This is a genomic window from Serratia sp. CoH_134_PS_4 (assembly GCF_058190535.1).
On the sequence record NZ_JBXWKI010000004.1, the window covers coordinates 112,803 to 138,234 of the forward strand.

Sequence of the window (25,432 nt, forward strand, 5' to 3'; positions counted from 1 at the left end):
CCTGATGCAAACATCACTGGCCCTAAACCACTACCGCCTACTCGGCCGTTCCGGCCTGCGAGTCTCCCCATTAGCTCTTGGAACCATGACCTTCGGCACCGACTGGGGCTGGGGGGCGGAACAGGCAGAGGCTCGCCGTCTGTTTGACGTTTATGTCGAACGCGGCGGCAATTTCATCGATACCGCCAACCGCTACACCGAAGGCAGCGCCGAGCGCTTTTTGGGAAAATTCGCAGCCGGACGCCGCGATCGCTTGGTGATTGCCACCAAATACACGCTCCCCATGCAGATAGACGACCCTAATTCGGGCGGTAACCACCGCAAAAGTATGATCCACTCGGTGGAGGAAAGTCTGCGGCGCCTGAACACCGATTATATCGATCTGTTGTATCTGCATGCCTGGGACTTCACCACTCCGGTGGAAGAGATTATGCGCGCCATGGATGATCTGGTGCGTGCCGGTAAGGTGCTGTACCTGGCGGTTTCGGATCTTCCTGCCTGGCAAGCTGCCAGAATGCAAACACTGGCCGATTTACGCGGTTGGTCACCGTTGATTGGCCTACAGATCGAATACAGCCTGCTGGAACGCACCGTAGAGCGTGAGCTGATCCCGATGGCACGTGAATTAGGTTTGGGTGTTATCCCTTGGTCGCCGCTGTCTGGGGGTATATTAAGCGGTAAATACAGCCGACAAGACCTGCAGCCATTGGAGGAAGAAAGCGGTACCCGACGCGCTATGATACGCAATAAAGGTATGCTCACCGAACGCAATATTTCTATTGCCGAAACAATGCAATCATTGGCCGACGCGTCCGGCTTCAGTCCTTCGCAAGTGGCCCTGGCCTGGACGTTACGAAATCCGGCGGTAACCGCCCCCATTATTGGCGCACGCACACAGGCGCAGCTAGAAGATAATCTGGGGGCGTTGGATGTCAGACTAACGGAAGATCAATGGCAACGGCTGGAAATCGCCAGCGCCGTTGAGCTAGGTTTCCCTCATGATTTTTTGGCGTTGCAGGCCTCACGCGACATTATGTTTGGAGAACTCGTGATTTCACGCAGATAAAAAAAATCCCGCTCAAGGCGGGATAAACTTAACAGGGATGGGTACTACACTACAGGGAATGGATAACACACAACATCATCGGGTAGCTGTTAAACTACCAGCCTCAATGTATAGAACTGTCATCCCTGCGTAAGGTTGATCCGGCAGATGTAACGCCGGATGGAAATGTGACATTTTTACTGCAGCGCCCTGTGTTCAGGGCAGCAAAAATTCCCCCATCGCGCTCACAGAAATGATGAATAAATCATCAGTAAAGGGCTATTGATGACGCTGAATGGTAGAGTGAGTTTCCCTACATCGACCCGGTGAAAGATATGTCTATCTTTGAAGCCCTTAAGATGTTCAGCGACACATCAGTAAAAATGACCTGTCCAAAGTGCGCTCACGTTTCTGAACAAAATCGCCGGAAAGTGCGTAAAAACATCACCATGATTTGCCCTAAATGCGGCCACTATTTCCTTCCTGACGAAAAATAGTGTCTTCAACACCTCACCGCCTTTAGTGCGAAAGCTGAGTGGTATAGTTAGCGGCAACCCAGCGGTAGCCGTTGCCCTCGGCCTTCACATGGCCCAGTCCGGGGAATGAGATATGGGCTGCGGCCACCCAATCGCCCTCACGCGCCACCTGTGCCAGAATACGCTCTCGGGTTTGCACTGCCTGCTGCTGGTTCACATCAAAATGGATCGCCACCTCAGGGTCCGGCATTTGCACCGCCTTGGCGTGAATGATATCGCCCCACAATACCAGCGTTTGCCCTTCACTTTCGACCCGATAGACCACGCTGCCCGGCGTGTGGCCCGGTGCCGGTAGCGCCTGGATACCGTCCAGTACTTTTAGCGGCGCAGTGAAGGTTTTCAGCTTACCGGCGGCGATCACCGGGTTAAGCGAATCTGCCGACTCCTTGAAGGTATGCCTCTGGCTCGCCTCCACCTTGCTGAGATTGGCCGTGTTCAACCAAAAATCCACGTCTTTTTTATCGACATAAACCAGCGCATTAGGAAATGCCGGTTTGCCGTTTAACGACACTCCGCCAGAGTGATCGCCATGTATGTGGGTCAACAGCACCGCGTCCAGGGTTTCCGCTGGGTACCCCGCCGCACGGAGATTTTCCAACAGGTGCCCACCGGCTTTGCCGAATAACGGTCCGGCCCCCGTATCAACCAATACTCGCTGCTTGCCGGTATCAATAACAAAGGTGTTGATTGAAGTTTCCGCCTGCGGCGTCATCGCCTCCTGGGCCATCCTTTGCTTCAGCGCCTGCGGCGAGATATGGGTCAACAATTTATCGAGCGGAATGGTCACCGTGCCGTCGGACACGGCGGTAATGACAAATTTACCCAGTGGCATGCGGTAATAACCCGGTGCCTGGACCTGCGGCTCCGCCACGGCGGCCCCCGTCAACAGTAAGCCGGCAAATGCCAGCGCAGAAAGCAGCTTCATAACATCCCCTTCAGTTAGAAAAATGCGTCGCCTTTAACGCTGACGGAGATTATGGTAGCGGCAGTTAACATCATTCAAATTGATTGGAATGATTATGAACATCAGAGAAAATGATTTTAGTCGTATCGACCTGAACCTACTGACGGTACTGATGGTACTGTTTCGTGAACGCAGCGTGTCGCGGGCAGCAGAAAAGCTGTATCTGGGGCAACCGGCCGTCAGCGGTGCACTGGCACGTCTGCGTGACATGTTCAATGACCCACTGTTTATCCGTACCGCTCAGGGTATGGAACCCACCCCAAGGGCGCAAACGCTGGTGCTGGCATTGACACCCCTGCTGGAAGAGATGCAGCAGGTGCTATTCCAGCCACCCAATTTCGTTGCCGCCACGGCGCAATACAGCTTCCGGATAGGCATGGCCGATTGGGTCGAAATGTGGCTGATGCCCGCGCTAATGGCTGACCTGAAACAGCAGGCACCCGGTATCACTCTAAACGTGGTGGCCACCGATCCATTCCAGGACAGTGATGCACTGGAACAGGATCGTATTGACCTGGCCATTTCCGTCGCACCATCCGGGCCTAAATGGCTGCGGCGAGAAGTGTTGACCAAGATGCGCTTCTGCACTCTGTGGCATCCGGGACAGCTAAACCTGCCTACCCCGCTGCCGCTGGCGAATTACATTGCTAACGACCACTTGTTGGTTTCCTACCGTGGCGCAAACACCAGCGCTATCGATGAACAACTGACCCTTCATGGGCTGCAGCGTATGGTGCGTTACACCAGCCCGCACTTCGCCACACTGCCGCTGATCCTGCAGCGCAGCCCGGCACTGGCCACCGTACCTGAAGGGCTGGGCAAAATCTGGAGTCAGGATTACGGCCTGAAGCACAGCGAGCTACCGCTAGATCTCTCACCTTTCGAAGTGGCCATGCTGTGGCATCACAAGCGCAGTCAGGACCCCGCGTTACTGTGGCTGATGGAGCGGATACGTGCGCTGGTGGCATCCACTTATTATCTGGCGGAGTGAACCACAAACAGCCGTGACTCGAATCCGCCGCTTTTAAAGGTGCTTGTATTGACCCACCCCGGCTGCGTGCGACCAAAATCCTGATTGAAATCACCGCCGCTGACCAACCAAACCCGACGATGGGTCGCAGACAAGGACTTCAGATTATCGACGTAAGTTTGCGCCGCCCGATCGTGGAAAAAGGTACCGAACCCGTAGGCATTGGGTTTACCGGAAAGCCCATTGGGCTTGGCCGGCGTATACAACAATGCACGATAATCTTTTTTGTTGTAATACACGTAGCTCAGGTAATTAAACATATTACTGACAACAACGGCATCCCCAGGCTGGTAGCCGTTGTTGATATAGTGCACCATCCCCTTAAACTGATCTTTGTCTGACGAATAATCATTCTGTAGCCCACTACCGAACAACAAACCGACCAGCAACAGTAATGAGATCCTATAGGCTTTATTTTCGCTTTCCGTAATTAAAATGGCCAGGATGATCGGAATACCTAATGAGGCGAAAAACAAATAACGGTCGACGAACAAGGGTGTACGCAATGAAATGATAAACAGCAGGGTCACCGGAAGAAATACGCTGCACAGCAACAGCAAAGGATATTTCCTGTCGCTTTGCCGCCCCCGCAGCCACAAATACGACAACCCGGCGAAGCACAGCGGCAATAGCCAAAAAATTATCCCAGGATAGCCTCGGCCATCATTACCGGCGAAAAAGCGCCAATACATAGCGGGTAAGTCGCTCCACTCAACCTGAGGTATCCACCCCACATCCCCGCCAACTCTCAGTTCTGCAATATGAGTCAACAAATCGAACAGCACTAACAGCCATGGGATATAGGCCAACCCTATCGCCAGGTTGGCCAACCACCAGGCCGGTTGTTTGAGATAATTCACTGGCTCATCACGCTGGAACGATAAAGCCAGCAATACTATCCAATGACTGAATAAAGCAAAAATGGTGAAGTAATGGGTATAAAAACTCAGCGTCATCAGCAACGCATAGGCGAACAAATAGCGCCGGTTGTCCGGTTTTTTCAGCCACATCATCAACGCCATGGTGGCTGCAATCGTCAACATGCCCATCAGCGCATACATTCGCGCTTCCTGGCTGTAGCGCACTGCCATCGGCATGATCGCGACTAACCAACCCGCCAGTAGCGCTGCCCGTTTGCCGGCAATCCAGCGGGTCAGTTTGATTGTCAATGCGACCGTAATGACGCCAAATACCAAACTGAGCGAACGGACCGCCAGGATACTGTCACCGAACAGGGACATCCAACCATGCAGTAACAGATAATAAAGCGGGGGATGAACGTCAAAAGAAGCGTGGTACAACAATGCCCCCACGTCATAACGACTGGTCAGAACGCTGGATGCCTCGTCACACCAAAAATATTTGTCGGTTAAAGAAATAAACCGAATAACCGCCGCGAATATCACGATCAGATACGCATAATGCCTATAGCCGATGCCCTTCACCCTGTTGTTCATCAAGGAAGTATTTGATATTTGTTGCAGTGACATAGCCACATTCCACCGAGTTGTTCCACACAATGTGGAGACGCGGTGTCATCATTGCCGAGAAGAGGTAAATGGCGACTCAATCATCGCGAAAAAGTCCGTGAATCTTTTCCGGAAAAATTACATTCTGGGTACTCCGCCCGTGAACCACGGGTTCCCCCTTCAGATACCTGATCCCAGACAGAGAATACTCACGCATTGTCCTGCCGGCAGCCGCCCGAAAAGCCACGCTAAACTAAAGAGGCCGAACACAACCCGCTGACAGGCAGCGCCGTAAAAAGGGAACGCCATCATGCACAGAGAACGACACAGCATAGAGAAGATAGGTTGGCTCAGAGCCGCAGTCCTTGGCGCTAATGATGGGATCGTCTCTACTGCGAGCTTGCTGCTCGGGGTAGCATCGGCCAACGTCACCCACCAAAGTATTCTGCTAACCGGCATTGCCGGTTTGGTTGCCGGGGCGATGTCGATGGCAACCGGTGAATATGTCTCCGTATCCTCTCAGTCAGACACCGAGAAAGCCGCCCTGGCGGAAGAACAGGCCGAGTTGGATGCCGATTTTCAGGGTGAATTTCGCGAGTTAACCTCAATTTATGTCCATCGTGGTCTGGACGTTACGCTGGCAAAACAAGTGGCTGAAAAACTGATGAGCCATGACGCTTTAGCCGCACATGCGCGTGAGGAGTTAGGCATATCGGAAATCACCACCGCCCGCCCCTTGCAGGCGGCTTTGGCCTCTGCAGCGAGTTTCTCGGCTGGGGCAATCTTACCCTTATTGGTCGCCGTGATTGTCACAGGCCCGTGGGCGATCCCAGCAATTGCCCTTTCAGCATTGCTATCTCTGGCCATTCTGGGTGGCGTTGCCGCTAAAGCAGGCGGTGCTCCAATCCTTCCCGGCATGGTCCGCATTACATTCTGGAGTGCCCTGGCAATGGCGATGTCATCGGGCGTGGGGGCGCTTTTTGGTTCGATAGCCGGCTAAATACTGCTCCTCAGCCTCGGCTAATATCCTCATGAAGCCGGTGAGAAATGCATCCATCAAGACTGTGCGGATCTTACCGTCGTAGAAGTAGAAAAGGACCGACCGAATACCAAGGCTGACGTAATCACCATGCCTCCCCCTTGCAGGGTTCATTACCCGATACCGGATAATGAACGTAAAAAATCCCGACATAAGCCGGGATTGATTTACTTTGGTTATGCCGGTTGCGAAACCGGAATGTGTTGGGTAGTTACCTGCTCTGCGTAGCTTTCGAGCAGGATAAATGGATACTTGAATTCCCAGGTGTCTCCTGCGGCTGATACTGTCGGAGCACCTACGCCAGAAAAACAACGCCCATCGACAGAGATAGCCAGCGAGTATGCAGGAACTGTGTTCAGAACCTCATCGAATTCAGTACCTGGTTCCATTGGCACTGACATGCGGCCAAGGTATTTGTTCAGCAATACAGCATTTTCAAACTGGCCTGCGACTTCAACCTTAGTAAGAGTCTTAGCTTGCTCTGGGGTCAAAGTAATGTCGTTGTTTTCGCTAATAATCAGATTTGCCATGTGAGGCTCCTTGTCATTGACACTGTATCCATATACAGCCCATGAACGTTATCTATTAAGAAGCTGAGCATCACTTGGTAATCGTTGTCTCAAAGGTCACACAACCATGAATAGATGAGTGTCCTGAGCCACTAAAATCCACTGTTTAATTTGCACTAACAAACGGCTGCGTCGCTCTAGCAATATCGAGTCTGTCTGGCCGTGCGATAGGGGTCGCTCTCGACGACACCTGACCCCGTGACGTACTGCGATTTCGACTGAACACTGGTGACCATAGCCTGATACTGGTAGATCTGCCAGGTGTAGGTGAGAGTGAGCAACGGGATAAAGAATATGAATATCTATATCGCAATATTCTCTCTGAGCTGGATCTCATCCTGTCGGTTATCAAAGCCGATGATTTAGTGAGGGGCTTTTGCGTAACTGATTGAATCGAAATGGTACGCCCTACAGGGCTCGAACCTGTGACCTACGGCTTAGAAGGCCGTTGCTCTATCCAACTGAGCTAAGGGCGCATGGGGATGCGGCAACCGGAAGTTGCGGAGTGGGATTATACGGTCAGGGGTTACTGAGTCAATGCCTTTTCATAACGTTACGGCGGCAGCCGTGCTTTATGGCGTTTTTTCAACCATTACTGCCCCCGCCCACGGCGTTAACATCATCATTTGTTTTGTATTAAATCCAGCGGCGAGTCAGCGCTGCGTTGAGCCAGGCCGGAATTGGCCGGTTCGATAAGACGTTCTGATTGTTGCTCCGTAGGGCGCTGCAGGCAAATGCGTGCTGAATGCACCATCGCATTGATATTGCCCCAATCAGCATGTTCGGTCGCCAGTAGATTGCAGGCAACCGACAGCGGCGGGCTTAACGCAGCACTCACCGGTGCGGCATTGAGTGAAGCCTGACCCATCGGGGCCCACGCCAGTAGCATAAGCCCCACCCCTCTGATGCTTATCATGCGTGCAACCTCCGGCACAATGCGTTCAGACGCGTTATCCATGAGGACGGTGCTTTGTGTGCAGCACGTTGATGCAGCGCAATCAACTGTGCAACGTCTGCCGGATGTAATGACGAATCGAACACGGTTTCCCCCACGTGTCTTGGTGGATACGCCAGACTATCGATGGGCTGGTGCAAAGAGTGTAACCGAGTGATGACCATCATGATTTCTCCTCCCCTACCGCAATCTCACTGATTGCAGCTTACGTGGCACAAGGTAAAAAAGGCGTAGAGGATCATTCTGTTGGTATAAAAAAAGCGTAAATCACGCCCAGCAAACGCCATCGATCGCGATTCAACGCCTGACAGCGCGCTCCGCTTCTGACAAAATAGCGTCATTCCCCGCTTTTCTTAATTGATGGATTTCCTCACTGATGTCAGCAAAGATTATTGATGGTAAAACGATTGCGCAGCAGGTTAGAAACGAAGTGGCTGAGCAAGTTAAACAACGTCTGGCTGCCGGTAAACGTGCTCCAGGTCTGGCGGTAGTGCTGGTTGGCGAAAATCCAGCCTCACAAATCTACGTCGCCAGCAAGCGTCGCGCCTGTGATGAAGTGGGCTTTATCTCCCGCTCCTACGATCTACCTGCCACCACCAGTGAGGCCGAATTGCTGGCGCTGATCGACAGGCTGAACGCCGACGGCGAGATCGACGGCATTTTAGTGCAGTTGCCGCTGCCCGCTGGCATCGATAACGTCAAAGTGCTGGAACGCATACATCCGGATAAAGACGTCGACGGTTTCCATCCGTACAACGTCGGCCGCCTGTGCCAACGCGCGCCTAAGCTGCGTCCATGTACGCCACGCGGTATCGTGACGTTGTTAGAGCGCTATAACATCGATACCTACGGTCTGAATGCCGTGGTGGTTGGCGCGTCCAACATCGTCGGTCGCCCAATGAGCATGGAGCTGCTGCTGGCGGGTTGCACGACGACGGTGACGCACCGCTTTACCAAAAATCTGCGCCACCACGTTGAAAACGCCGATCTGCTGGTCGTTGCGGTCGGTAAACCGGGCTTTATTCCAGGCGACTGGATTAAACCGGGTGCCATCGTCGTTGATGTCGGCATTAACCGTCTGGAAAGTGGTAAAGTGGTCGGGGACGTAGATTTTGATGCCGCCAGTGAGCGAGCCGCCTATATTACGCCGGTTCCGGGTGGCGTTGGCCCAATGACCGTTGCTACACTGATCCAAAATACCTTGCAGGCCTGCGAGGTTTATCACGACGTTCAACCTAAATAAGTAAGGCAGTATGGAAACTTTTAATCTGGAAAATCACCCGCACGTCGAACTGTGCGATCTGCTCAAGTTCCAGGGCTGGTGCGAAAGCGGCGGTGCCGCCAAAGAAGTCATCGCCGATGGGCAGGTGAAAGTGAACGGTAAAGTTGAAACACGTAAGCGCTGCAAAATCGTTGCCGATCAGGTCGTGGAGTTTAACGGCGGCAAGGTGGTTGTTAAGCCGTAAACCCCGCTCCATAGAAAAAGGCGCTGAGTAAACCCCAGCGCCTTTTTTGTTTGTTAGCCTAACGCGAATTACTTACGGCGCCAGGTCGTCCCCTGCGGGCCATCTTCCAGCACGATGTTCATCTCGTTCAAACGATCGCGCGCAGCATCCGCCAGCGCCCAATCTTTAGCTTTACGGGCATCGTTACGTTGCTTGATTAAGGCTTCAATCTCTGTCACTTCAGCATCGTCAGCTTGTGCACCGCTTTGCAGGAACAATTCTGGTTCTTGCTGCAACAGGCCCAGCACCTTCGCCAGCTTGCGTAATTCAGCTGCCAACCCATTAGCTGCATTCAGGTCTTCGGCCTTCAGGCGGTTAACTTCACGCGCCAAATCAAACAGGGCTGAATACGCTTCCGGCGTATTGAAATCGTCGTCCATCGCCTCGCGGAAACGGCTTTCAAATACTTCACCGCCCGCCGGTTGAGCGTTGGCATCGGTACCGCGCAGCGCGGTGTACAGACGTTCCAATGCCGTACGTGCCTGTTTCAGGTTCTCTTCGCTGTAGTTCAGTTGGCTACGATAATGGCCGGACATCAGGAAGTAACGCACGGTTTCGGCGTCGTAGTAACCCAACACGTCGCGGATGGTGAAGAAATTATCCAATGACTTGGACATTTTCTCTTTGTCGATCATCACCATACCGGAGTGCATCCAGTAGTTCACGTACGGGCCGTCATGCGCACAGCTTGACTGAGCAATCTCGTTCTCGTGGTGCGGGAACATCAGATCGGAACCGCCGCCGTGGATATCAAAGTGGGTACCCAACTGCTTACCATTCATGGCAGAACATTCAATGTGCCAGCCCGGACGGCCTGCGCCCCACGGGGATTCCCAGCTTGGCTCACCCGGCTTGGACATCTTCCACAGCACGAAATCCATTGGGTTGCGCTTCACGTCGTCGATTTCTACGCGTGCACCGGCTTGCAGTTGATCCAGATCCTGGCGTGACAACAAACCGTATTGCGGATCGCTGTCAATGGAGAACATCACGTCGCCGTTGCTGGCCACATACGCATGATCACGGTCGATCAGACGCTGGGTGATCTCAATGATCTCAGCGATATGCTGGGTCGCACGTGGCTCGATGTCCGGGCGTTCGATCAACAGGGAATCAAAGTCGGCATGCATTTCTGCCAGCATACGCGTGGTCAGTTGATCGCAGCTTTCGCCGTTTTCTGTCGCGCGACGGATAATTTTGTCATCAACGTCGGTAACATTACGCACGTAGTTCAGCGAATAGCCGAGATAACGCAAATAACGCGCCACCACGTCGAAAGCAACAAAGGTACGCCCGTGGCCGATATGACACAGGTCATAGATGGTTACCCCGCACACGTACATGCCAACTTTACCGGCATGAATGGGTTTGAATTCCTCTTTTTGACGACTCAGGGTATTAAAAATCTTTAGCATCGGGACATTCCGTGGTGTGCGTGATAACAAAAAGGTCATTAGGGGTTAACCCAGTAGCATATTGAAACCCGAAGCCTGATCTAATGCAAGGTTAAGGCCACGCTTTGCTGAGCTGAACCGTGGAAAACGGCGATAAATCAGGGAATACAACCAATGTTATAATATAACAAAATTACTTTTACCACAGACTGTGCGCGGTTTAGCCGCTGCTGACTCATTAAAGGAGATATGTTATAACGACGGTCTGATTGTTCACTCGCTCTACGTGACATCTCACTTCATCTTGTTAGGACTAAAACTATGGTTACTTTCCACACTAATCACGGCGACATCGTTATCAACACCTTTGCTGACAAAGCGCCGGTTACCGTTGAAAACTTCCTGAACTACTGCCGTGACGGCTTCTACAACAACACCATTTTCCACCGTGTTATCAATGGCTTTATGGTTCAGGGCGGCGGTTTTGAGCCTGGCATGACTCAGAAAGACACCAAGGCTACCATCAAGAACGAAGCCAACAACGGTCTGAAAAACACCATCGGTACCCTGGCAATGGCGCGTACCAACGATCCACACTCCGCGACTGCACAGTTCTTCATCAACGTAGCTGACAACGACTTCCTGAACTTCCGCGGCGAAAACGCGCAAGGCTGGGGTTACTGCGTGTTTGCTGAAGTTGTTGAAGGCATGGACGTGGTTAACAAGATCAAAGGCGTGAAAACTGGTCGCAGCGGCATGCACCAGGACGTGCCGGTAGAAGACGTGATCATCACCAGCGTTACCGTCAGCGAGTAATCGCGGCTGCATGCACCAGCTGTTTATCGCAGATCTGCATTTAAGCGCACAGGAACCGGCAATCACTGCCGGTTTTCTGCGCTTTTTGCGACAAGATGCTATTCACGCCGACGCCTTGTACATTCTTGGCGACCTGTTCGAAGCCTGGATCGGCGATGACGATCCCGAACCGCTGCACGGTGAAATCGCCGCGGCGTTGAAGACGCTGCAACAGGCTGGTGTGCCCTGCTATTTTATCCACGGTAATCGTGACTTTCTGGTTGGCAAACGCTTTGCCCGCGCCAGCGGTATGCAGCTGCTGCCGGAAGAAAAGGTGCTGGACCTGTACGGCCGCAAAATACTGATCCTGCACGGTGACACACTCTGTACCGACGATCATGCATACCAAGAATTCCGCAGCAAAGTGCATAACACCTGGATCCAACGGCTGTTTCTGGCAATGCCGTTGCGCTGGCGTCTTAAGATCGCCGCCAAAATGCGCGCACGTAGCCAACAGAGCAACCAATACAAGTCTGAATCTATTATGGACGTCAACCCGCAAGCGGTTGAACAGGCAATGTTACGCCACAACGTTCACTGGATGATCCACGGTCACACACACCGTCCTGCTGTGCATGATCTGACGCTGAGCAACGGTAAAGCCCACCGCGCAGTACTGGGTGCCTGGCACGTTGAAGGCTCAATGATCAAAGTCAGCGCTGACGCCGTCGAATTGATCCAATTCCCCTTCTAAGTTCCTGACATATTGCGCGAGTAAAAAATTCGCGCTTTTGACGGTGAAAACTGGCGACGCAACCGTTTTCCTTGCCGTGCGCTCATGGTATGCTCTACGCCCTCATTCGGCCTCCCGCCGCAGGCAACCGGCCGTCGTTTGTACAATTACAGGAGCCTTACACCCATGGGAGCCAACGCCGCTTCAGCCACCCACGCTGGGGTTAAAATCGCAATTGTAATGGGATCGAAAAGTGACTGGGCCACCATGCAGTTTGCGGCCGACGTCCTGACCTCGCTCAATGTCCCGTTCCATGTCGAAGTCGTTTCCGCTCATCGTACGCCAGATAAGCTGTTCAGCTTCGCCGAACAGGCAAGTGCCAATGGCTTTGACGTGATCATCGCCGGTGCGGGCGGTGCTGCGCATCTGCCAGGCATGCTGGCCGCGAAAACTCTGGTACCGGTGCTGGGTGTGCCGGTGCAAAGCGCCGCATTGAGTGGCGTAGATAGCCTGTACTCCATCGTACAAATGCCACGTGGTATCCCCGTCGGTACGCTGGCGATCGGCAAAGCCGGCGCCGCTAATGCCGCACTCTTGGCAGCGCAAATTCTGGCACTGCACGACACGCTGCTGGCACAACGCCTGGCAGACTGGCGTCAAGCGCAGACCGACGACGTACTGAACAACCCGGATCCTCGGGAGGAAGCATGAAGCCGGTTTGCGTACTGGGCAATGGTCAGTTGGGGCGCATGCTGCGCCAGGCCGGTGAACCGCTGGGTATCGCCGTCTATCCGGTTGGCCTCGACGCCGAACCGGAAGCTGTGCCTTATCAAAACAGTGTGATCACCGCCGAGATCGAACGCTGGCCGGAAACGGCACTGACGCGCGAATTAGCGACCCATAATAGTTTCGTCAACCGCGATATTTTCCCGCGTTTGGCAGATCGTCTGACGCAAAAACAGTTGCTCGATCAACTGGGTCTGGATACCGCACCTTGGCAGCTGCTGGCCAACGCCGCCGAATGGCCGCAGGTATTTGCCACCCTCGGTGAGCTGGCCATTGTCAAACGCCGTGTGGGCGGATACGACGGTCGCGGCCAATGGCGTTTACGCCCAGGCCAGGAAGCCGAGTTGCCGGCAGATGCCTACGGTGAATGCATCGTCGAACAAGGTATTAACTTCTCTGGCGAGGTGTCTTTGGTTGGTGCGCGTGGGCACGATGGCAAGTCCGTGTTCTATCCGCTGACCCATAACCTGCATGAAGAAGGTATTCTGCGCACCAGCGTCGCATTGCCGCAGCCTAACCCAGCCTTGCAGCATCAGGCCGAGCAGATGCTAACCGCCATCCTTGATGAGCTGAACTACGTCGGTGTGATGGCGATGGAGTGCTTTATCGTTGGCGATCGTCTGTTGATTAATGAACTGGCACCCCGCGTACACAACAGCGGCCACTGGACGCAGAACGGCGCGTCCATCAGCCAGTTCGAACTGCATTTACGTGCCATTCTGGCCCTGCCGTTGCCAAAGCCGGTGGTGAGTACGCCGTCAGTGATGGTTAACCTGATTGGCACCGCAGTGAATCAGCAATGGCTGGCATTACCGCTGGTACATCTGCACTGGTACGAAAAAGAAGTACGTGAAGGTCGCAAGGTCGGGCACCTGAACCTGAACGATCCTGATGCCGTCGCTCTGCAACAGTCATTACTGGCTCTGGCACCGCTGTTGCCAGCCGAATACCAAAGCGGCCTGGCCTGGGCGCAACAAAAGCTGGCTTAAGCGTTACGCCGCACCAAAACAAAGGGTTCAACTCAATGGGTTGAACCCTTTTTTGCTGCCGATGAAAAGCTAATCACGCTGTACCCTAAATAATTGGAGTTGCATCGCGGCGGCAAGCTTGTAAGCCCCTGGAGCATAGATAACTATGTGACTGGGGCACGCAAGCGCAGCCAACAAAGAGGCAGCTTCAAGTATGACGGGTATAGCCCTGCGGATTTTTGCTCTGCCAATTCCAGGTATCACGCATCATCACGTCAAGCCCGCGTTGCACTTGCCAACCTAGCTCCTGTTTTGCCAACCCGGCATCAGCCCAGAAGGCAGGTAAGTCGCCCGCCCGGCGCGGTAAAATCTGATAAGAAATGGTGACACCCGAAGCTTTTTCAAACGCTTTCACCATCTCCAGCACCGAGTAACCGACCCCGGAGCCCAGGTTATACGCTTTGAAACCAGCGATCTGCGGTAAGTGATCCATCGCCGCCAGGTGCCCCTGAGCAACATCCATCACGTGAATGTAGTCACGCACGCCCGTCCCATCTTTAGTGGGATAGTCGCCGCCAAACACGCTCAGCGTTTTCCGCTGACCAATCGCCACCTGGGCAATGTAAGGCAGCAAATTATTAGGGATGCCGCTCGGGTCTTCACCAATCAAGCCGGACTCGTGAGCGCCCACCGGATTGAAGTAGCGCAGAGCGATAATCGAAAATGCCGGCTCCGCCTTGGCAAAATCCTGCAGGATCTGCTCTACCATCCACTTGGACGTACCGTAGGGGCTGGTGGTGCCGCCGATCGGCATATCTTCCCGATAAGGCACCGGTGCATGCTCGCCGTACACCGTGGCGGAGGAGCTAAAGATAAACCGATGAGCACCCGCCTGACGCATAGCTTCCAGTAACACCAGCGTGCCCGCCACGTTGTTTTGATAGTACTCCAGTGGCTTTTGGGTGGACTCCCCCACCGCCTTCAGACCGGCAAAATGGATCACGCAGGCGATCGGCTGCTCCTTAAAGATCCGCTGCAAGCAGTCGGCATCCTGTACATCGCCCTGGTAGAACTTCACGGCTTTGCCCGTCAGCTGTTCCACACGGCGTAAAGACTCTTCAGATGCGTTAATCAAATTGTCCAGCACCACCACATCTTCACCACGTTCCAACAATGTCAGTACGGTGTGCGAACCTATATATCCGGCACCGCCGGTAACCAGAGTCGTCATAATTTTCCCTTAATCTGTGCCTGACGCAAAACTCGTCCTATGGCGAGCCACACGTGAGCGCTTAACGTGAGCCAATGTTACGTAACGGCTTACCGGCCATCAGATTGCGCTCAATATGTTCCAGAGAGATATTCTTCGTTTCTGGAATCAATGCCAGCGTGATGAAAATAAACACGACATTGAGTGCAGCATACACCCAGAAGGTGTGTGCACTGCCCAGCGAATTCAGCATGGTCAGGAATGTCGCACCGACGATCATGTTGGCGATCCAGTTGGTTGCTGTGGAACAGGTGATACCAAAATCGCGGCCTTTCAGTGGCTGAATCTCTGAGCACAGTACCCAGATCAGTGGGCCGGCACTCATGGCAAACCCGACAATAAACATCAGCAACATGATAATGGCGAAGTATTGTTCCGTCGGTGAACTCATCCCCACATTCATCATCGTCCCCAGCGCCCCCATGCCCACGGCCATGACGATAAAGCCCAGCGTCAGCGTCGGTTTGCGTCCCCAGCGATCAACCAAACCAATGGCAATAAAGGTGGCCAACACGTTAACCAAGCCAACAATAACCGTGCCCCACATCTGCTGCGCAGTACTGGCAAAACCCGCCAGACCAAAAATCTTCGGCGCGTAATACATGATGACGTTCATCCCGGTGAACTGCTGCATTACCTGTAGCAGAACGCCGAGGAAAACGGCACGTCGGAAATTTTTATTGTCCTTAAACAACGTCCAGCCACTTTGTTTCAGCTTAAGGCTCTCACGGATTTCGTTCAGTTCGTGCTGTGCCTGGGCACTGCTGTCGCGCAGTTTTTCCAATACCTGGCGCGCCTGCTCATGACGATTACGTGACGCCAGCCAGCGTGGGCTATCCGGCAAGAAAAATACCCCAATCAGCAGCAATACGGCAGGAATCGTGATCACCCCCAGCATCCAGCGCCAGGCACCGGTATAACTGAATGCAGTATCCGACAGGTAAGCGGCCAGGATACCGATAGTAATCATCAGCTGGTACATGGAAATCATACTGCCACGGATTTTTTCTGGTGCGATTTCAGACAGATAAATAGGGGCGGTGTAGGATGCAACGCCCACCGCCAGCCCAAGCAGCACGCGAGAAATCAACAAGATCTCCACGTTGGGTGCCGCAGCTGAGCACAGCGAACCCACGACAAACAAGACTGCGCCAATCATCAGGCTGTATTTACGCCCGATGCGGAAGTTCATCCAACCACTGCCCACGGCACCGACAGCGGCCCCAAACATCATTGAGCTAACCACCCACTCCTGCTGGGAGCTCGTGATATGGAACGAATCCGTAATAAATGGCAGGGCACCCGCAATGACGCCGATATCCAGACCAAACAGCAACCCGGCCAGCGCAGCCAAAAAACAGACGAAAAAAGTCATACCTGCATTGTTTTGGCTTTTATCCGCCGCTGCAACGTTGACGGTAGTAATCATACTGCCTCCGATGAATAACGTTCTTAAGTTGTCGTTATGATAGGAGGCAATCCATCCAAGAGAAGTGAGTGTGATCACATTAGTGGAAACGATTACATTATTTTATTTACGATACACAAAAGCAAGCCAGCCTGTAAATCCACTAAATAGCATTGATTTTCATGAACAATGATGGCATTCACTCTTTTACCATGACGAGACAGGTAACATCTCCTTACCCTAATGCGCGGTGTGCATTTTAATAATCCGAACCATAAATGTAATCGATTTCACAATAAATCTATCAAGCGCCAGAACCCATTGGCAAGGAACGGAAATGACATACGGGAGGTTTTTGACACGCGAGGGGCATGGTGGCAGGAGCAATATTTTGTTCAGGCGGCCCCGGAATCAGGGCCGCCTGATAATGAGGGCGAGTTACCCGTCGTAACTGCGGAACAGTGCCTGACCGCGCAACAACCTCACGCCCAGCCAACCACCACATAGCGATAGCAGCAGCGCACTGAGTAACGGCAGCGCCCACCACAGCACAGGCGTTGGCGCCCAGGGGAAGTCAAACACCTGGCTTTGCAACAGCCACAAGGCAGCTTCCGCGCCCACCGCAGCAGCAATGCCCGCGACCAGCCCCAGTAAGGCAAACTCACACCATAACGTGCTGCGTAACAGGCGTTTGCCGGCTCCTAACGTGCGATACACCACCAGTTCCTGACGCCGTTGGCGCATGCCTACCTGCACCTGGGCCATCAATAGCAAACCACCACAAAGCACCACCAGCACCACCATCACTTCCAGTGCGCGGCTCACCTGCTGCAGCACACCGCCAACCTGTTTGAGGATCGAACCTATATCCAACAGGCTGAGCGTCGGGAACTGGCGATTAAGCTGGGTCAACATCTGGCCGTCCCCGTCGTAGCGGAAACTGGTGAGCCAGGTTTGTGGCTGACCGTCCAGCGCACCCGGCGGGAAGATGAAGTAAAAGTTCGGTTTCAGGCTTTCCCAATCCACCTGCCGCAGGCTGGTGACTTTCGCGCTGAAAGACTGGGTATCACCGCTAAAGGTCAGGGTATCGCCCAGCTTGACGTTGAGCCGCCCGGCAATGCCTTGATCCATCGAGACCTCCCCAGTCTTCGGCGGCCAGTTGCCTGCCAGCAAAGGATTGTGCGCGGGCAGATCAGCCAGCCAGGTCAGGTTCAGCTCACGATTCACTGCCTCACCGCCCGGATCGTCCTCATGCACCCGTTCGGTCGCCACCTGCTTGTTAATCTCGGTCAAACGTACGCGGACAATCGGGTAGTAAGTCTCCGGGTTAATTTGATGTTGCTGCAGGAAGGTTTTCACCTGCGGCACCTGCGCTTCTGTCAGGTTCAGCAGGAAGTAGTTCGGGCTATCCGGCGGCAATTGCTGCTGCCAGCGGTCGAGCAAATCACCGCGTAGAACCAGTAGTAATGCCAACAACATGAACGACAAAGAGAAGGCTGCCAGCTGGCTGACCGTGACCCAGGGTTGATGCAGCAGCCGATTAACCGCCAACCGCAGTGCAAGATTTTTCAGCGTAATCCGGCGTAGCAATAACAAACTGCCCCAACCAATACCGCCCAACAATAAGGCCAGCACCAAAATACCGGCGAGGATAGACCACAACAGCGTGCTGGCCCCCATCAGCGCGGTCAATAACACCACGACAATCAACGCCGTCGCTGGCAGGAAATAGCGCAGTGGCCAGACAGTGGCCACTACATCGCGCCGCAATACCCGGAGCGGTTGAGTCGCCAGTAACTGACGGTACGGGCGTAACCCCACCAGCAACGAAATCATCAGCAACGCGCCGATTGCCCACAGCCACGGCCAGGTACCCGCCGCGGGCAGTTCAGCTGGCAGAACGGGGGCCAGCAACCGAATTAACACGGCCTCAAACCCCAGCCCGATAAGCCCTCCACAGGCGGCGGCCAGCAGGATCACGGCCAGCCACTGGCCAACAATCAACTTACGCAACGCGCTACGGCCCGCGCCCAGCGTTTTTAACACAGCGATCAGATCGTAACGGCTACGGCAATAGTGGCTCATCGCCACCGCCACGGCGGCAATCGACAGCAGCAGCGTCAGCAACGCCGACAGCAACAGGAACTGCTGCGAACGCTGTAGTGATTTGCCCAACGCACTGCCAGACTCCTGCGGCCCAAACCAGCGCTGATCGGGTGTAAGTTGTGACGTCAGGCGATCCTCGTAACGCTGGACATCTTGCGGGGCGCCGGCAAACATATACCTATAGGTCAGCCGACTGCCGGGCTGCACCGCCCCGGTTTTATCCACGTCCGCCAGATTGATCATGATGCGTGGCGCGGTCTGGAACGGGTTGAAGCCAGAATCGGGTTCCTGAAGGATTTCACCGACGATACGCAAGCGGGTATCGCCAACATCCAGCGTATCCCCCACCTTCACGTTCAACAGCGCCAGCAAGCGCGGGGCGACCAATACACTCCCCGGCGTCAACTTGACGTTGGCAGGACGCGTTTCCAGTTTGCCGTACAGCGGATAGGCCAGATCGGTGGCCTTCACGTCTGCCAACTGCGGCCTGTCCCCGGCATAGGTCATGGTGGTAAACGACAGCTGCCGGCTGACTTTCAGCCCTTGTTGCTGCGCATCCAGCAACCAGCCATCCGGTACCGGTCGGGCGCTGCGCAATACCCGGTCGCCCGCGATAAAGTCACGACTCTGCTGGCTCAGGCCCTTATCCATACGATCACTGATGCTACCCAGAGCCAGCACACAGGCCATCGACAGCGTGAGCGCTAACCAGACGATCAGCAGTGACGGCGATCGCCACTCTCGCCAAAACCAACGCCAGATCATACTTCCTCCCACAGCTTGCCTTCGCGCAGGCGCAACCGACGTTGGCATCGCGCCGCCAACGTTTCATCATGGGTCACCAGGATTAGCGTGGTGGAAAAATCGCGGTTGAGGGAAAACAGTAAATCGGCAATGCGTTCACCCGTCTGGCGATCAAGGTTGCCGGTCGGTTCATCAGCAAACAGCACCCGCGGCCTACCGCTGAACGCCCGCGCCAGCGCGACACGCTGCTGCTCGCCACCGGAAAGCTGCGCCGGCAGGTGAGTAAGGCGTTTGCCCAGCCCAAGCTGTTCCAACAACTGCACCGCCTGGTCTCTGCTTTGGCGATCGCTTTCACCACGCAATAACGCCGGTAACTGCACGTTTTCCAGCGCATTGAGCGTGGGTACCAACATAAATGACTGAAACACAAAGCCGACATTCTTAGCACGCAGCGCGGCCCGGCCCTCTTCATCCAACGCGGTCAGCGACTCGCCCAACAAATGCACGTCCCCCTCACTGCCGTCATCCAACCCGGCGAGGATCCCCAGCAACGTTGATTTCCCCGAGCCGGACTCGCCAATCAAGGCAATTGTCTGTGCGGGTTTGACAACCAGCTCGACTCCGGTAAGGATGGAGAGCTGATGCTCACCCTGACCAACGTGTTTACTAAGATGATGAACTTCAAGAACGTTTTCCGCTGGCATCTTCCCTTCCTTTTGCTGTTGGGATTATTCAGTTTACGCGCTATCGCCGCCGATACATTATTGATTTTAGGCGACAGTTTAAGCGCCGGTTACCGCTTGCCGGTGGCGCAGGCCTGGCCGACGTTGCTGGCCGAGCAGTGGCAGAAAAAACCGGGTGATCCGCAACTGGTCAATGCCAGTATCAGCGGCGACACCGCCGCACAGGGGTTGGCACGTCTGCCCGAGTTATTGAAACAACACCAGCCACGCTGGGTGCTGATCGAACTGGGTGCCAACGACGGTCTGCGTGGTTTCCCAGCGCAGGACCTGCAGCGCGATCTCAGCCAGATTATCACTTTGGTGCAGAAAGCCGGCGCACAGCCATTGCTGATGCAGATCCGTATTCCCCCTAACTATGGCCGCCGTTATACCGAAGCCTTTAGCGCCATTTACCCAGCGCTGGCTAAACAGTTCAACATCCCGCTTCTGCCGTTCTACATGGAACAGGTGGTGATTAAAGCGGAATGGATGCAGGATGACGGATTGCATCCCAATAAGGATGCCCAACCGTTTATCGCCACCTGGATGGCGGAACGCCTGGAACCTCTAGTAAAACATGAGTCTAATTAAATAGGGCTGCACACTAGGTAAAGTTATGCAAAAAGCAGTGTTGATAACCGGCTGTTCCAGCGGGATTGGATTAATTGCAGCGCAGGATCTGCGTAATCGTGGTTACCGGGTGCTGGCCGCCTGTCGTAAACCACAAGACGTGGAGAATATGCGTCAGCTTGGGCTCGAAGGCGTTGAGTTGGATCTGGACGATAGCGATAGCGTCGAACGCGCCGCTGCGCAGGTGATCGAACTGACCGGTGGTCGGTTGTATGGCTTGTTCAATAACGGTGGATTTGGCGTTTACGGCCCGTTGAGCAGTATTTCCCGCCAGCAGTTGGAACGGCAGTTCGCCACCAACCTGTTTGGTACCCATCAGTTGACCCAGCTGCTGTTGCCGGCGATGCTGCCGCACGGCGAAGGCCGCATTATTCAGACCAGTTCGGTGATGGGTCTGGTTTCCAGCGCCGGGCGAGGAGCATATGCCGCCAGCAAGTTTGCGCTGGAAGCCTGGTCTGACGCACTGCGAATGGAATTGCATGGCACGGGCATTCAGGTCAGCCTGATTGAACCCGGCCCAATTTCCACCCACTTTACCCAAAACGTCAATCAGGCGCAGAGTGATAAGCCGGTGCATAACCCCGGCATTGCCAAGCGTCTGACGCTGCCGCCAGAGGCCATTTTACCCAAATTGCGCCATGCGTTGGAAAGCCCAAGGGCCAAACTGCGTTATCCGGTCACCCTGCTGGCGCACGCACTCAGCGTATTGCGTCGGATCCTGCCAGGCCGTTGTCTGGACTGGGTGTTACGCAGCAACGGTTAATTTGGCTGGCGGGGTTGAAGAATGCCGCTCCGCCCCCATTTAAAAGCCAATGGCTCCGAAAGATCAGAGAGAAAATTACATGCTAGCTCAAGCTGTTGTTGATATTAACGAAACTAACTTGCACCAGACGCTGGAACAGTCAATGTCCATGCCGGTGGTGTTCTACTTCTGGTCGGATCGCAGCCAACACTGCCTGCAACTCACCCCGATATTGGATAAGCTGGCGGCGGAATATGCCGGTCAGTTTTTACTGGCAAAGGTAGATTGTGACACCGAACAAGCCATCGCCGCCCAGTTCGGGTTGCGCTCGCTCCCAACCGTGTATTTGTTTAAAGAGGGCCAGCCGGTCGATGGTTTCCAGGGGCCACAGCCGGAAGAGATGATCCGTGAGTTCCTGCAGCGTTTCCTGCCAAAGGAAGAGGACTTGAAGCTGGCGCAAGCGACAGAATTGCTGGCTGAAGGCAATGCGGCAGAAGCACTGCCGCTGTTGAAAGACGCCTGGCAAGCGAGCCAACAACGCAGTGATATTGGCCTGACGCTGGCGGAAACCCAGATCGCACTCAACCGCTCTGAAGATGCCGAAGCGGTGCTGGCAACCATTCCGCTGCAAGATCGAGATACCCGTTATCAGGGTCTGATCGCACAGATTGAGCTGCTGAAGCAAGCCGCCGACACGCCGGAAATTCAACTGTTGCAACAGCAGGTCGAGCAGCAACCAGAGAACGTCGATTTAGCCGTGCAATTAGCATTGCAACTGCATCAGGTTGGGCGCAATGAAGAGGCGCTGGAACTGTTGATGGGGCATCTGAAGAAAGATCTCGCGGCCGCCAACGGTAATGCGCGTAAAACGCTGATGGATATTTTGGCTGCATTGGGTACCGGCGACGCATTGGCGGGCAAGTACCGTCGTCAGCTCTACTCACTACTCTACTAAATACCCGTCATACTTGAAGCTGCATCTGTGTTGGCTGCGTTTGCTCACCCCAGTCACTTACTTAAGTAAGCTCCTGGGGACTCACAAACTTGCCGCCTTGATGCAACGCCAATTATTTAGGGTATACCCTTCGTTATTTGGGGCAAATCCCCTATGGATTTCCCGTCACATCTAGGCGGCAAACGCGAGAATCCCTGGGAGCTTAGATAACTAAGTGACCAGGGTTCGAACGTGCAGCCAACAACGATGTGGCTGGAAAGACGAAGGGGATTTAGCGGTAAACCCGCACGCCGCCGTCGATCCCTTTCGGACTGAACAACACCTGCCATAACTGAATATCACGCGAACGGAAAGCGCCCGCGCAGGCATTCAGATAATAGGTGAACATCCGTTCGAAACGTTCGGAATAGCCCTCGGACAGCATCGGCCAGGCCTGTTTAAAATTCTCATACCACGCCATCAGCGTGCGATCGTAGTCAGCACCGATGTTGTGCCAATCTTCCATCACAAAACGCCCTTCGCTGGCTTCGGCAATATGGCGCACCGAAGGCAGGCAGCCATTGGGGAAGATATACTTGTCTATCCAGGCGTCAACGTGGAGATTAGTTTGATTGGCGCCAATGGTGTGGAGCAGGAACAAGCCGTCGGGTTTGAGATTACGCGCCGCAACGCGGAAATAAGTGTCGTAGTTTTTCGGGCCCACGTGTTCAAACATGCCGACAGAAACAATGCGATCAAACTGACGGTTCAAGTCCCGGTAATCCTGCAACAGTATTTCGACCTCCAGGCCTGCGCAACGGTCTTGCGCCAATTTTTGCTGTTCGGCCGAAATGGTCACGCCGTGCACGGATACGCCGTAATTTTCAGCCGCATACTGCGCCAGCCCACCCCAACCGCAGCCGATGTCCAGCAGTGACATCCCCGGCTTCAATTGCAGCTTTTCGCAGATCATTTTCAGCTTGGCCAACTGTGCCTGTTCCAGCGTATCGGCGTCTTTCCAGTAACCGCAGGAATATTGCATATAGGGATCGAGCATCGCACGGAACAAGTCATTGCCGATGTCATAATGTTCTTTACCCACTTGCCAGGCCCGTTTCCGAGACTGGCGGTTGAATAATCGGGCATAGGCGATGCGCGCAATATCACTCAGGTTTTTCGGCAACCGCTCATCAACACCGGCTTGCAGAATGCGGGTAAACAGCGCATCCAACCGCTCGCAATCCCACCAGCCGTCCATATAACTTTCGCCAAACCCGAGCGACCCTTCCTGCAAAATACGTTTAAACAAGGCGGGGTTGTGCACCTTGATATCGCAGGCACGGCTGCCGTTGATAGTAATGCCAGCTGCGGACAGTAATTCTTCCACAATGCGATACCAACGATCTTTTTTCGGGGCAAGTTCATCAACACTGATTGAGTCCATAACAATCCTTGGCAAGATGTCATTTCAAAAAGCATAGTCGCAAATAAAAATGACAAATATTCGAAGTGAAAAGCGACAATGCTTTTTACTGTAGCCAAGGCAGACAACATCATGAAATGAATTAAAATTATTACAAACATGCCTATTTGGAATGTTAATTGTTCAGTACCACTGATTTATTAGTCTTTACACTGCAGCTGGCGTAATATCTGTTTACATATGTCTGACAGGAGGTTTGCCATGTTTACCCTTATCCCCATCGTGATTGTCGTCGCGCTAATCATCGTATTCGCCGGCGTCAAAATTGTTCCGCAAGGGTTCCAATGGACGGTGGAACGTTTCGGTCGATACACTAAAACGCTGATGCCCGGTTTGAACCTTGTGGTGCCGTTTATGGATCGCATCGGCAGAAAAATTAATATGATGGAACAGGTGCTGGACATTCCTTCACAGGAAATCATTTCGCGCGATAACGCCAACGTCGCCATCGATGCAGTGTGTTTTATTCAGGTCGTCGATCCAGCGCGTGCCGCCTATGAAGTCAGCAATTTGGAACTGGCGATCGTCAACCTGACCATGACCAACTTCCGTACCGTACTCGGCTCCATGGAGCTGGACGAAATCCTCTCGCAACGTGACAGCATCAACAGCCGTTTACTGCACATCGTCGACGAAGCCACCAATCCGTGGGGCATTAAAATCACCCGTATCGAGATCCGCGATGTCCGCCCACCGGCGGAACTGATTGCGTCAATGAACGCCCAGATGAAAGCCGAGCGCACCAAGCGTGCAGACATTCTGGAAGCCGAAGGCGTGCGTCAGGCCGCGATCCTGCGCGCAGAAGGTGACAAACAGTCCCAAATTCTGAAAGCGGAAGGCGAACGTCAATCGGCATTCTTGCAGGCGGAAGCGCGTGAACGTGCCGCAGAAGCCGAGGCTCGCGCTACGCAACTGGTTTCCGACGCGATCGCCAGCGGTAATATCCAGGCGGTAAACTACTTTGTGGCGCAGAAATACACCGATGCGTTGCAGAAAATCGGCTCCGCTAACAACAGTAAGGTCGTCATGATGCCGCTGGATGCCAGCAGCCTGCTTGGTTCAATAGGTGGCATTGCCGAACTGTTGAAAGAGACCAAAGGCAAGTAATCATGCTTGAGCAAATTGCAGCAAACCCGCATTGGTTCTGGCTTTCCCTCGGTGGGCTGCTGCTGGCGGCAGAAATGCTTGGTGCCAGTGGTTACCTGTTATGGAGCGGTGTGTCTGCGGTAGTGGTCGGTGCAATCGTCTGGCTGTTACCGCAGTTGGCCTGGGAGTGGCAGGGGGTGATTTTTTCGGTGCTGACGGTGGTCGTGGCCTACCTGTGGTGGTACTGGCTGCGTCAACGCCCAGCGGCGCCCTCTAGCGGTTCACAGGTGCTAAACCAGCGTAACCGTCAGTTGATTGGCACCCGCGCCACGCTGACAGAACCGATGCACAATGGTATGGGTCGCATTAACATCGGCGACAGCAGTTGGCGCGCACAAGCCAGTGAAGACCTGGCCGTAGGCACCGAGGTAGAAGTGATCGCCGTCGAAGGCATCACTCTGGTGATCCGTGCACTGCCCCAACAATCTCGTTAACGAACAAGCCGGGTAACCCCGGCTT

26 protein-coding genes, 1 tRNA gene and 1 pseudogene are annotated in these 25,432 nt (G+C 54.0%); 16 read left to right on the plus strand and 12 right to left on the minus strand.

Going from position 1 to position 25,432, the window contains the following annotated elements; genetic code table 11:
• Positions 1-4: 4 nt before the first annotated feature.
• Positions 5-1,066: an aldo/keto reductase gene (locus tag AC2FCQ_RS08880; RefSeq protein ID WP_490308063.1), complete on the plus strand. Its 1,062-nt coding sequence runs from the start codon at positions 5-7 to the stop codon at positions 1,064-1,066.
• A 314-nt stretch (positions 1,067-1,380) separates the two neighbouring features.
• Positions 1,381-1,542, plus strand: coding sequence for a YnfU family zinc-binding protein (locus tag AC2FCQ_RS08885; protein ID WP_265554504.1), 162 nt, complete (start codon positions 1,381-1,383; stop codon positions 1,540-1,542).
• 22 nt (positions 1,543-1,564) lie between these two features.
• On the opposite strand, the gene AC2FCQ_RS08890 is transcribed toward AC2FCQ_RS08885, so the two are convergent.
• Entirely contained in the window at positions 1,565-2,506 is a 942-nt protein-coding gene (locus AC2FCQ_RS08890; protein ID WP_400768359.1) for an MBL fold metallo-hydrolase, read from the minus strand.
• 94 nt (positions 2,507-2,600) lie between these two features.
• Between AC2FCQ_RS08890 and AC2FCQ_RS08895 the strand changes: the two genes are divergently transcribed.
• Positions 2,601-3,536, plus strand: a complete 936-nt coding sequence (locus AC2FCQ_RS08895; RefSeq protein WP_490308064.1) for a LysR family transcriptional regulator — start codon at positions 2,601-2,603, stop codon at positions 3,534-3,536.
• Here AC2FCQ_RS08895 and AC2FCQ_RS08900 read toward each other — a convergent pair.
• Positions 3,521-5,065, minus strand: a complete 1,545-nt coding sequence (locus AC2FCQ_RS08900; RefSeq protein WP_490308065.1) for a glycosyltransferase family 39 protein — start codon at positions 5,063-5,065, stop codon at positions 3,521-3,523. The genes AC2FCQ_RS08895 and AC2FCQ_RS08900 overlap by 16 nt on opposite strands.
• A gap of 289 nt (positions 5,066-5,354) precedes the next feature.
• On the opposite strand from AC2FCQ_RS08900, the gene AC2FCQ_RS08905 reads away from it, so the two are divergent.
• Positions 5,355-6,044: a VIT1/CCC1 transporter family protein gene (locus tag AC2FCQ_RS08905; protein ID WP_490308066.1), complete on the plus strand. Its 690-nt coding sequence runs from the start codon at positions 5,355-5,357 to the stop codon at positions 6,042-6,044.
• 215 nt (positions 6,045-6,259) lie between these two features.
• Here the strand turns inward: AC2FCQ_RS08905 and AC2FCQ_RS08910 are convergent, their stop codons facing one another.
• The gene (locus tag AC2FCQ_RS08910; RefSeq protein WP_400768370.1) at positions 6,260-6,613 is read right to left on the minus strand and encodes a hypothetical protein; all 354 of its coding nucleotides are present in this window, start codon (positions 6,611-6,613) and stop codon (positions 6,260-6,262) included.
• Positions 6,614-6,849: 236 nt separating this feature from the next.
• Between AC2FCQ_RS08910 and AC2FCQ_RS08915 the strand changes: the two are divergent.
• Positions 6,850-7,014 (plus strand): annotated as a pseudogene (locus tag AC2FCQ_RS08915) (P-loop NTPase family protein); the annotation flags it as partial.
• 37 nt (positions 7,015-7,051) lie between these two features.
• Here AC2FCQ_RS08915 and AC2FCQ_RS08920 read toward each other — a convergent pair.
• The 3 genes from AC2FCQ_RS08920 to AC2FCQ_RS08930 form a co-directional block, all read right to left on the minus strand.
• A tRNA-Arg gene (locus AC2FCQ_RS08920) sits at positions 7,052-7,128 on the minus strand.
• A gap of 146 nt (positions 7,129-7,274) precedes the next feature.
• On the minus strand, positions 7,275-7,541 hold the full coding sequence (locus AC2FCQ_RS08925; RefSeq protein WP_245209922.1) for a hypothetical protein: 267 nt from the start codon (positions 7,539-7,541) through the stop codon (positions 7,275-7,277).
• A gap of 23 nt (positions 7,542-7,564) precedes the next feature.
• On the minus strand, positions 7,565-7,774 hold the full coding sequence (locus AC2FCQ_RS08930) for a hypothetical protein (protein ID WP_209636423.1): 210 nt from the start codon (positions 7,772-7,774) through the stop codon (positions 7,565-7,567).
• 209 nt (positions 7,775-7,983) lie between these two features.
• Here AC2FCQ_RS08930 and folD point away from each other — a divergent pair, with 209 nt between their 5' ends.
• A complete protein-coding gene (gene folD / locus AC2FCQ_RS08935) occupies positions 7,984-8,850 on the plus strand; it encodes a bifunctional methylenetetrahydrofolate dehydrogenase/methenyltetrahydrofolate cyclohydrolase FolD (protein WP_209636425.1) in 867 nt (288 codons plus the stop codon).
• Positions 8,851-8,860: 10 nt separating this feature from the next.
• Complete coding sequence (gene ybcJ, locus AC2FCQ_RS08940; RefSeq protein ID WP_037417915.1) at positions 8,861-9,073, plus strand: ribosome-associated protein YbcJ; 213 nt, start codon at positions 8,861-8,863, stop codon at positions 9,071-9,073.
• Positions 9,074-9,141: 68 nt separating this feature from the next.
• On the opposite strand, the gene cysS is transcribed toward ybcJ, so the two are convergent.
• A complete protein-coding gene (gene cysS / locus AC2FCQ_RS08945; protein WP_209636428.1) occupies positions 9,142-10,527 on the minus strand; it encodes a cysteine--tRNA ligase in 1,386 nt (461 codons plus the stop codon).
• 300 nt (positions 10,528-10,827) lie between these two features.
• Between cysS and ppiB the strand changes: the two genes are divergently transcribed.
• The 4 genes from ppiB to purK all read left to right on the plus strand — a co-directional run bounded on the left by ppiB (position 10,828) and on the right by purK (position 13,809).
• Positions 10,828-11,322: a peptidylprolyl isomerase B gene (gene ppiB / locus AC2FCQ_RS08950; protein ID WP_209636430.1), complete on the plus strand. Its 495-nt coding sequence runs from the start codon at positions 10,828-10,830 to the stop codon at positions 11,320-11,322.
• A gap of 10 nt (positions 11,323-11,332) precedes the next feature.
• Positions 11,333-12,055 carry a UDP-2,3-diacylglucosamine diphosphatase gene (locus AC2FCQ_RS08955; protein ID WP_490308067.1) on the plus strand — a complete coding sequence of 241 codons (723 nt, stop codon included), beginning with the start codon at positions 11,333-11,335 and terminating at the stop codon, positions 12,053-12,055.
• A gap of 165 nt (positions 12,056-12,220) precedes the next feature.
• Entirely contained in the window at positions 12,221-12,745 is a 525-nt protein-coding gene (purE, locus tag AC2FCQ_RS08960; RefSeq protein ID WP_490308068.1) for a 5-(carboxyamino)imidazole ribonucleotide mutase, read from the plus strand.
• On the plus strand, positions 12,742-13,809 hold the full coding sequence (gene purK, locus AC2FCQ_RS08965) for a 5-(carboxyamino)imidazole ribonucleotide synthase (RefSeq protein WP_490308069.1): 1,068 nt from the start codon (positions 12,742-12,744) through the stop codon (positions 13,807-13,809). Before purE ends, purK begins: the two co-directional genes overlap by 4 nt.
• Positions 13,810-13,996: 187 nt before the next feature.
• Here the strand turns inward: purK and galE are convergent, their stop codons facing one another.
• The 4 genes from galE to ybbA all read right to left on the minus strand — a co-directional run bounded on the left by galE (position 13,997) and on the right by ybbA (position 20,020).
• The gene (gene galE, locus AC2FCQ_RS08970) at positions 13,997-15,019 is read right to left on the minus strand and encodes a UDP-glucose 4-epimerase GalE (RefSeq protein WP_490308070.1); all 1,023 of its coding nucleotides are present in this window, start codon (positions 15,017-15,019) and stop codon (positions 13,997-13,999) included.
• 61 nt (positions 15,020-15,080) lie between these two features.
• A complete protein-coding gene (locus tag AC2FCQ_RS08975) occupies positions 15,081-16,487 on the minus strand; it encodes a sugar porter family MFS transporter (protein ID WP_490308071.1) in 1,407 nt (468 codons plus the stop codon).
• Positions 16,488-16,904: 417 nt separating this feature from the next.
• Positions 16,905-19,337: a putative ABC transporter permease subunit YbbP gene (gene ybbP / locus AC2FCQ_RS08980; RefSeq protein WP_400768390.1), complete on the minus strand. Its 2,433-nt coding sequence runs from the start codon at positions 19,335-19,337 to the stop codon at positions 16,905-16,907.
• Positions 19,334-20,020, minus strand: a complete 687-nt coding sequence (gene ybbA, locus AC2FCQ_RS08985) for a putative ABC transporter ATP-binding protein YbbA (protein ID WP_265554526.1) — start codon at positions 20,018-20,020, stop codon at positions 19,334-19,336. The genes ybbP and ybbA overlap by 4 nt, the downstream gene beginning before the upstream one ends.
• Between ybbA and tesA the strand changes: the two genes are divergently transcribed.
• From tesA to AC2FCQ_RS09000, 3 genes are all read left to right on the plus strand, one after another.
• Complete coding sequence (tesA, locus tag AC2FCQ_RS08990; protein WP_265554879.1) at positions 19,991-20,629, plus strand: multifunctional acyl-CoA thioesterase I/protease I/lysophospholipase L1; 639 nt, start codon at positions 19,991-19,993, stop codon at positions 20,627-20,629. The genes ybbA and tesA overlap by 30 nt on opposite strands.
• A 25-nt stretch (positions 20,630-20,654) precedes the next feature.
• Complete coding sequence (locus tag AC2FCQ_RS08995; RefSeq protein ID WP_209636446.1) at positions 20,655-21,431, plus strand: SDR family oxidoreductase; 777 nt, start codon at positions 20,655-20,657, stop codon at positions 21,429-21,431.
• Between the two features lie 79 nt (positions 21,432-21,510).
• A complete protein-coding gene (locus AC2FCQ_RS09000) occupies positions 21,511-22,365 on the plus strand; it encodes a co-chaperone YbbN (RefSeq protein ID WP_490308072.1) in 855 nt (284 codons plus the stop codon).
• A 271-nt stretch (positions 22,366-22,636) separates the two neighbouring features.
• Here AC2FCQ_RS09000 and cfa read toward each other — a convergent pair whose 3' ends face one another.
• Entirely contained in the window at positions 22,637-23,788 is a 1,152-nt protein-coding gene (gene cfa / locus AC2FCQ_RS09005; RefSeq protein WP_400768401.1) for a cyclopropane fatty acyl phospholipid synthase, read from the minus strand.
• A gap of 240 nt (positions 23,789-24,028) precedes the next feature.
• On the opposite strand from cfa, the gene AC2FCQ_RS09010 reads away from it, so the two are divergent.
• Both AC2FCQ_RS09010 and AC2FCQ_RS09015 read left to right on the plus strand, forming a co-directional pair.
• Entirely contained in the window at positions 24,029-24,934 is a 906-nt protein-coding gene (locus AC2FCQ_RS09010; protein ID WP_037417867.1) for an SPFH domain-containing protein, read from the plus strand.
• Positions 24,935-24,936: 2 nt separating this feature from the next.
• Entirely contained in the window at positions 24,937-25,407 is a 471-nt protein-coding gene (locus tag AC2FCQ_RS09015; protein WP_490308073.1) for an NfeD family protein, read from the plus strand.
• The last annotated feature ends 25 nt before the right edge of the window (positions 25,408-25,432 follow it).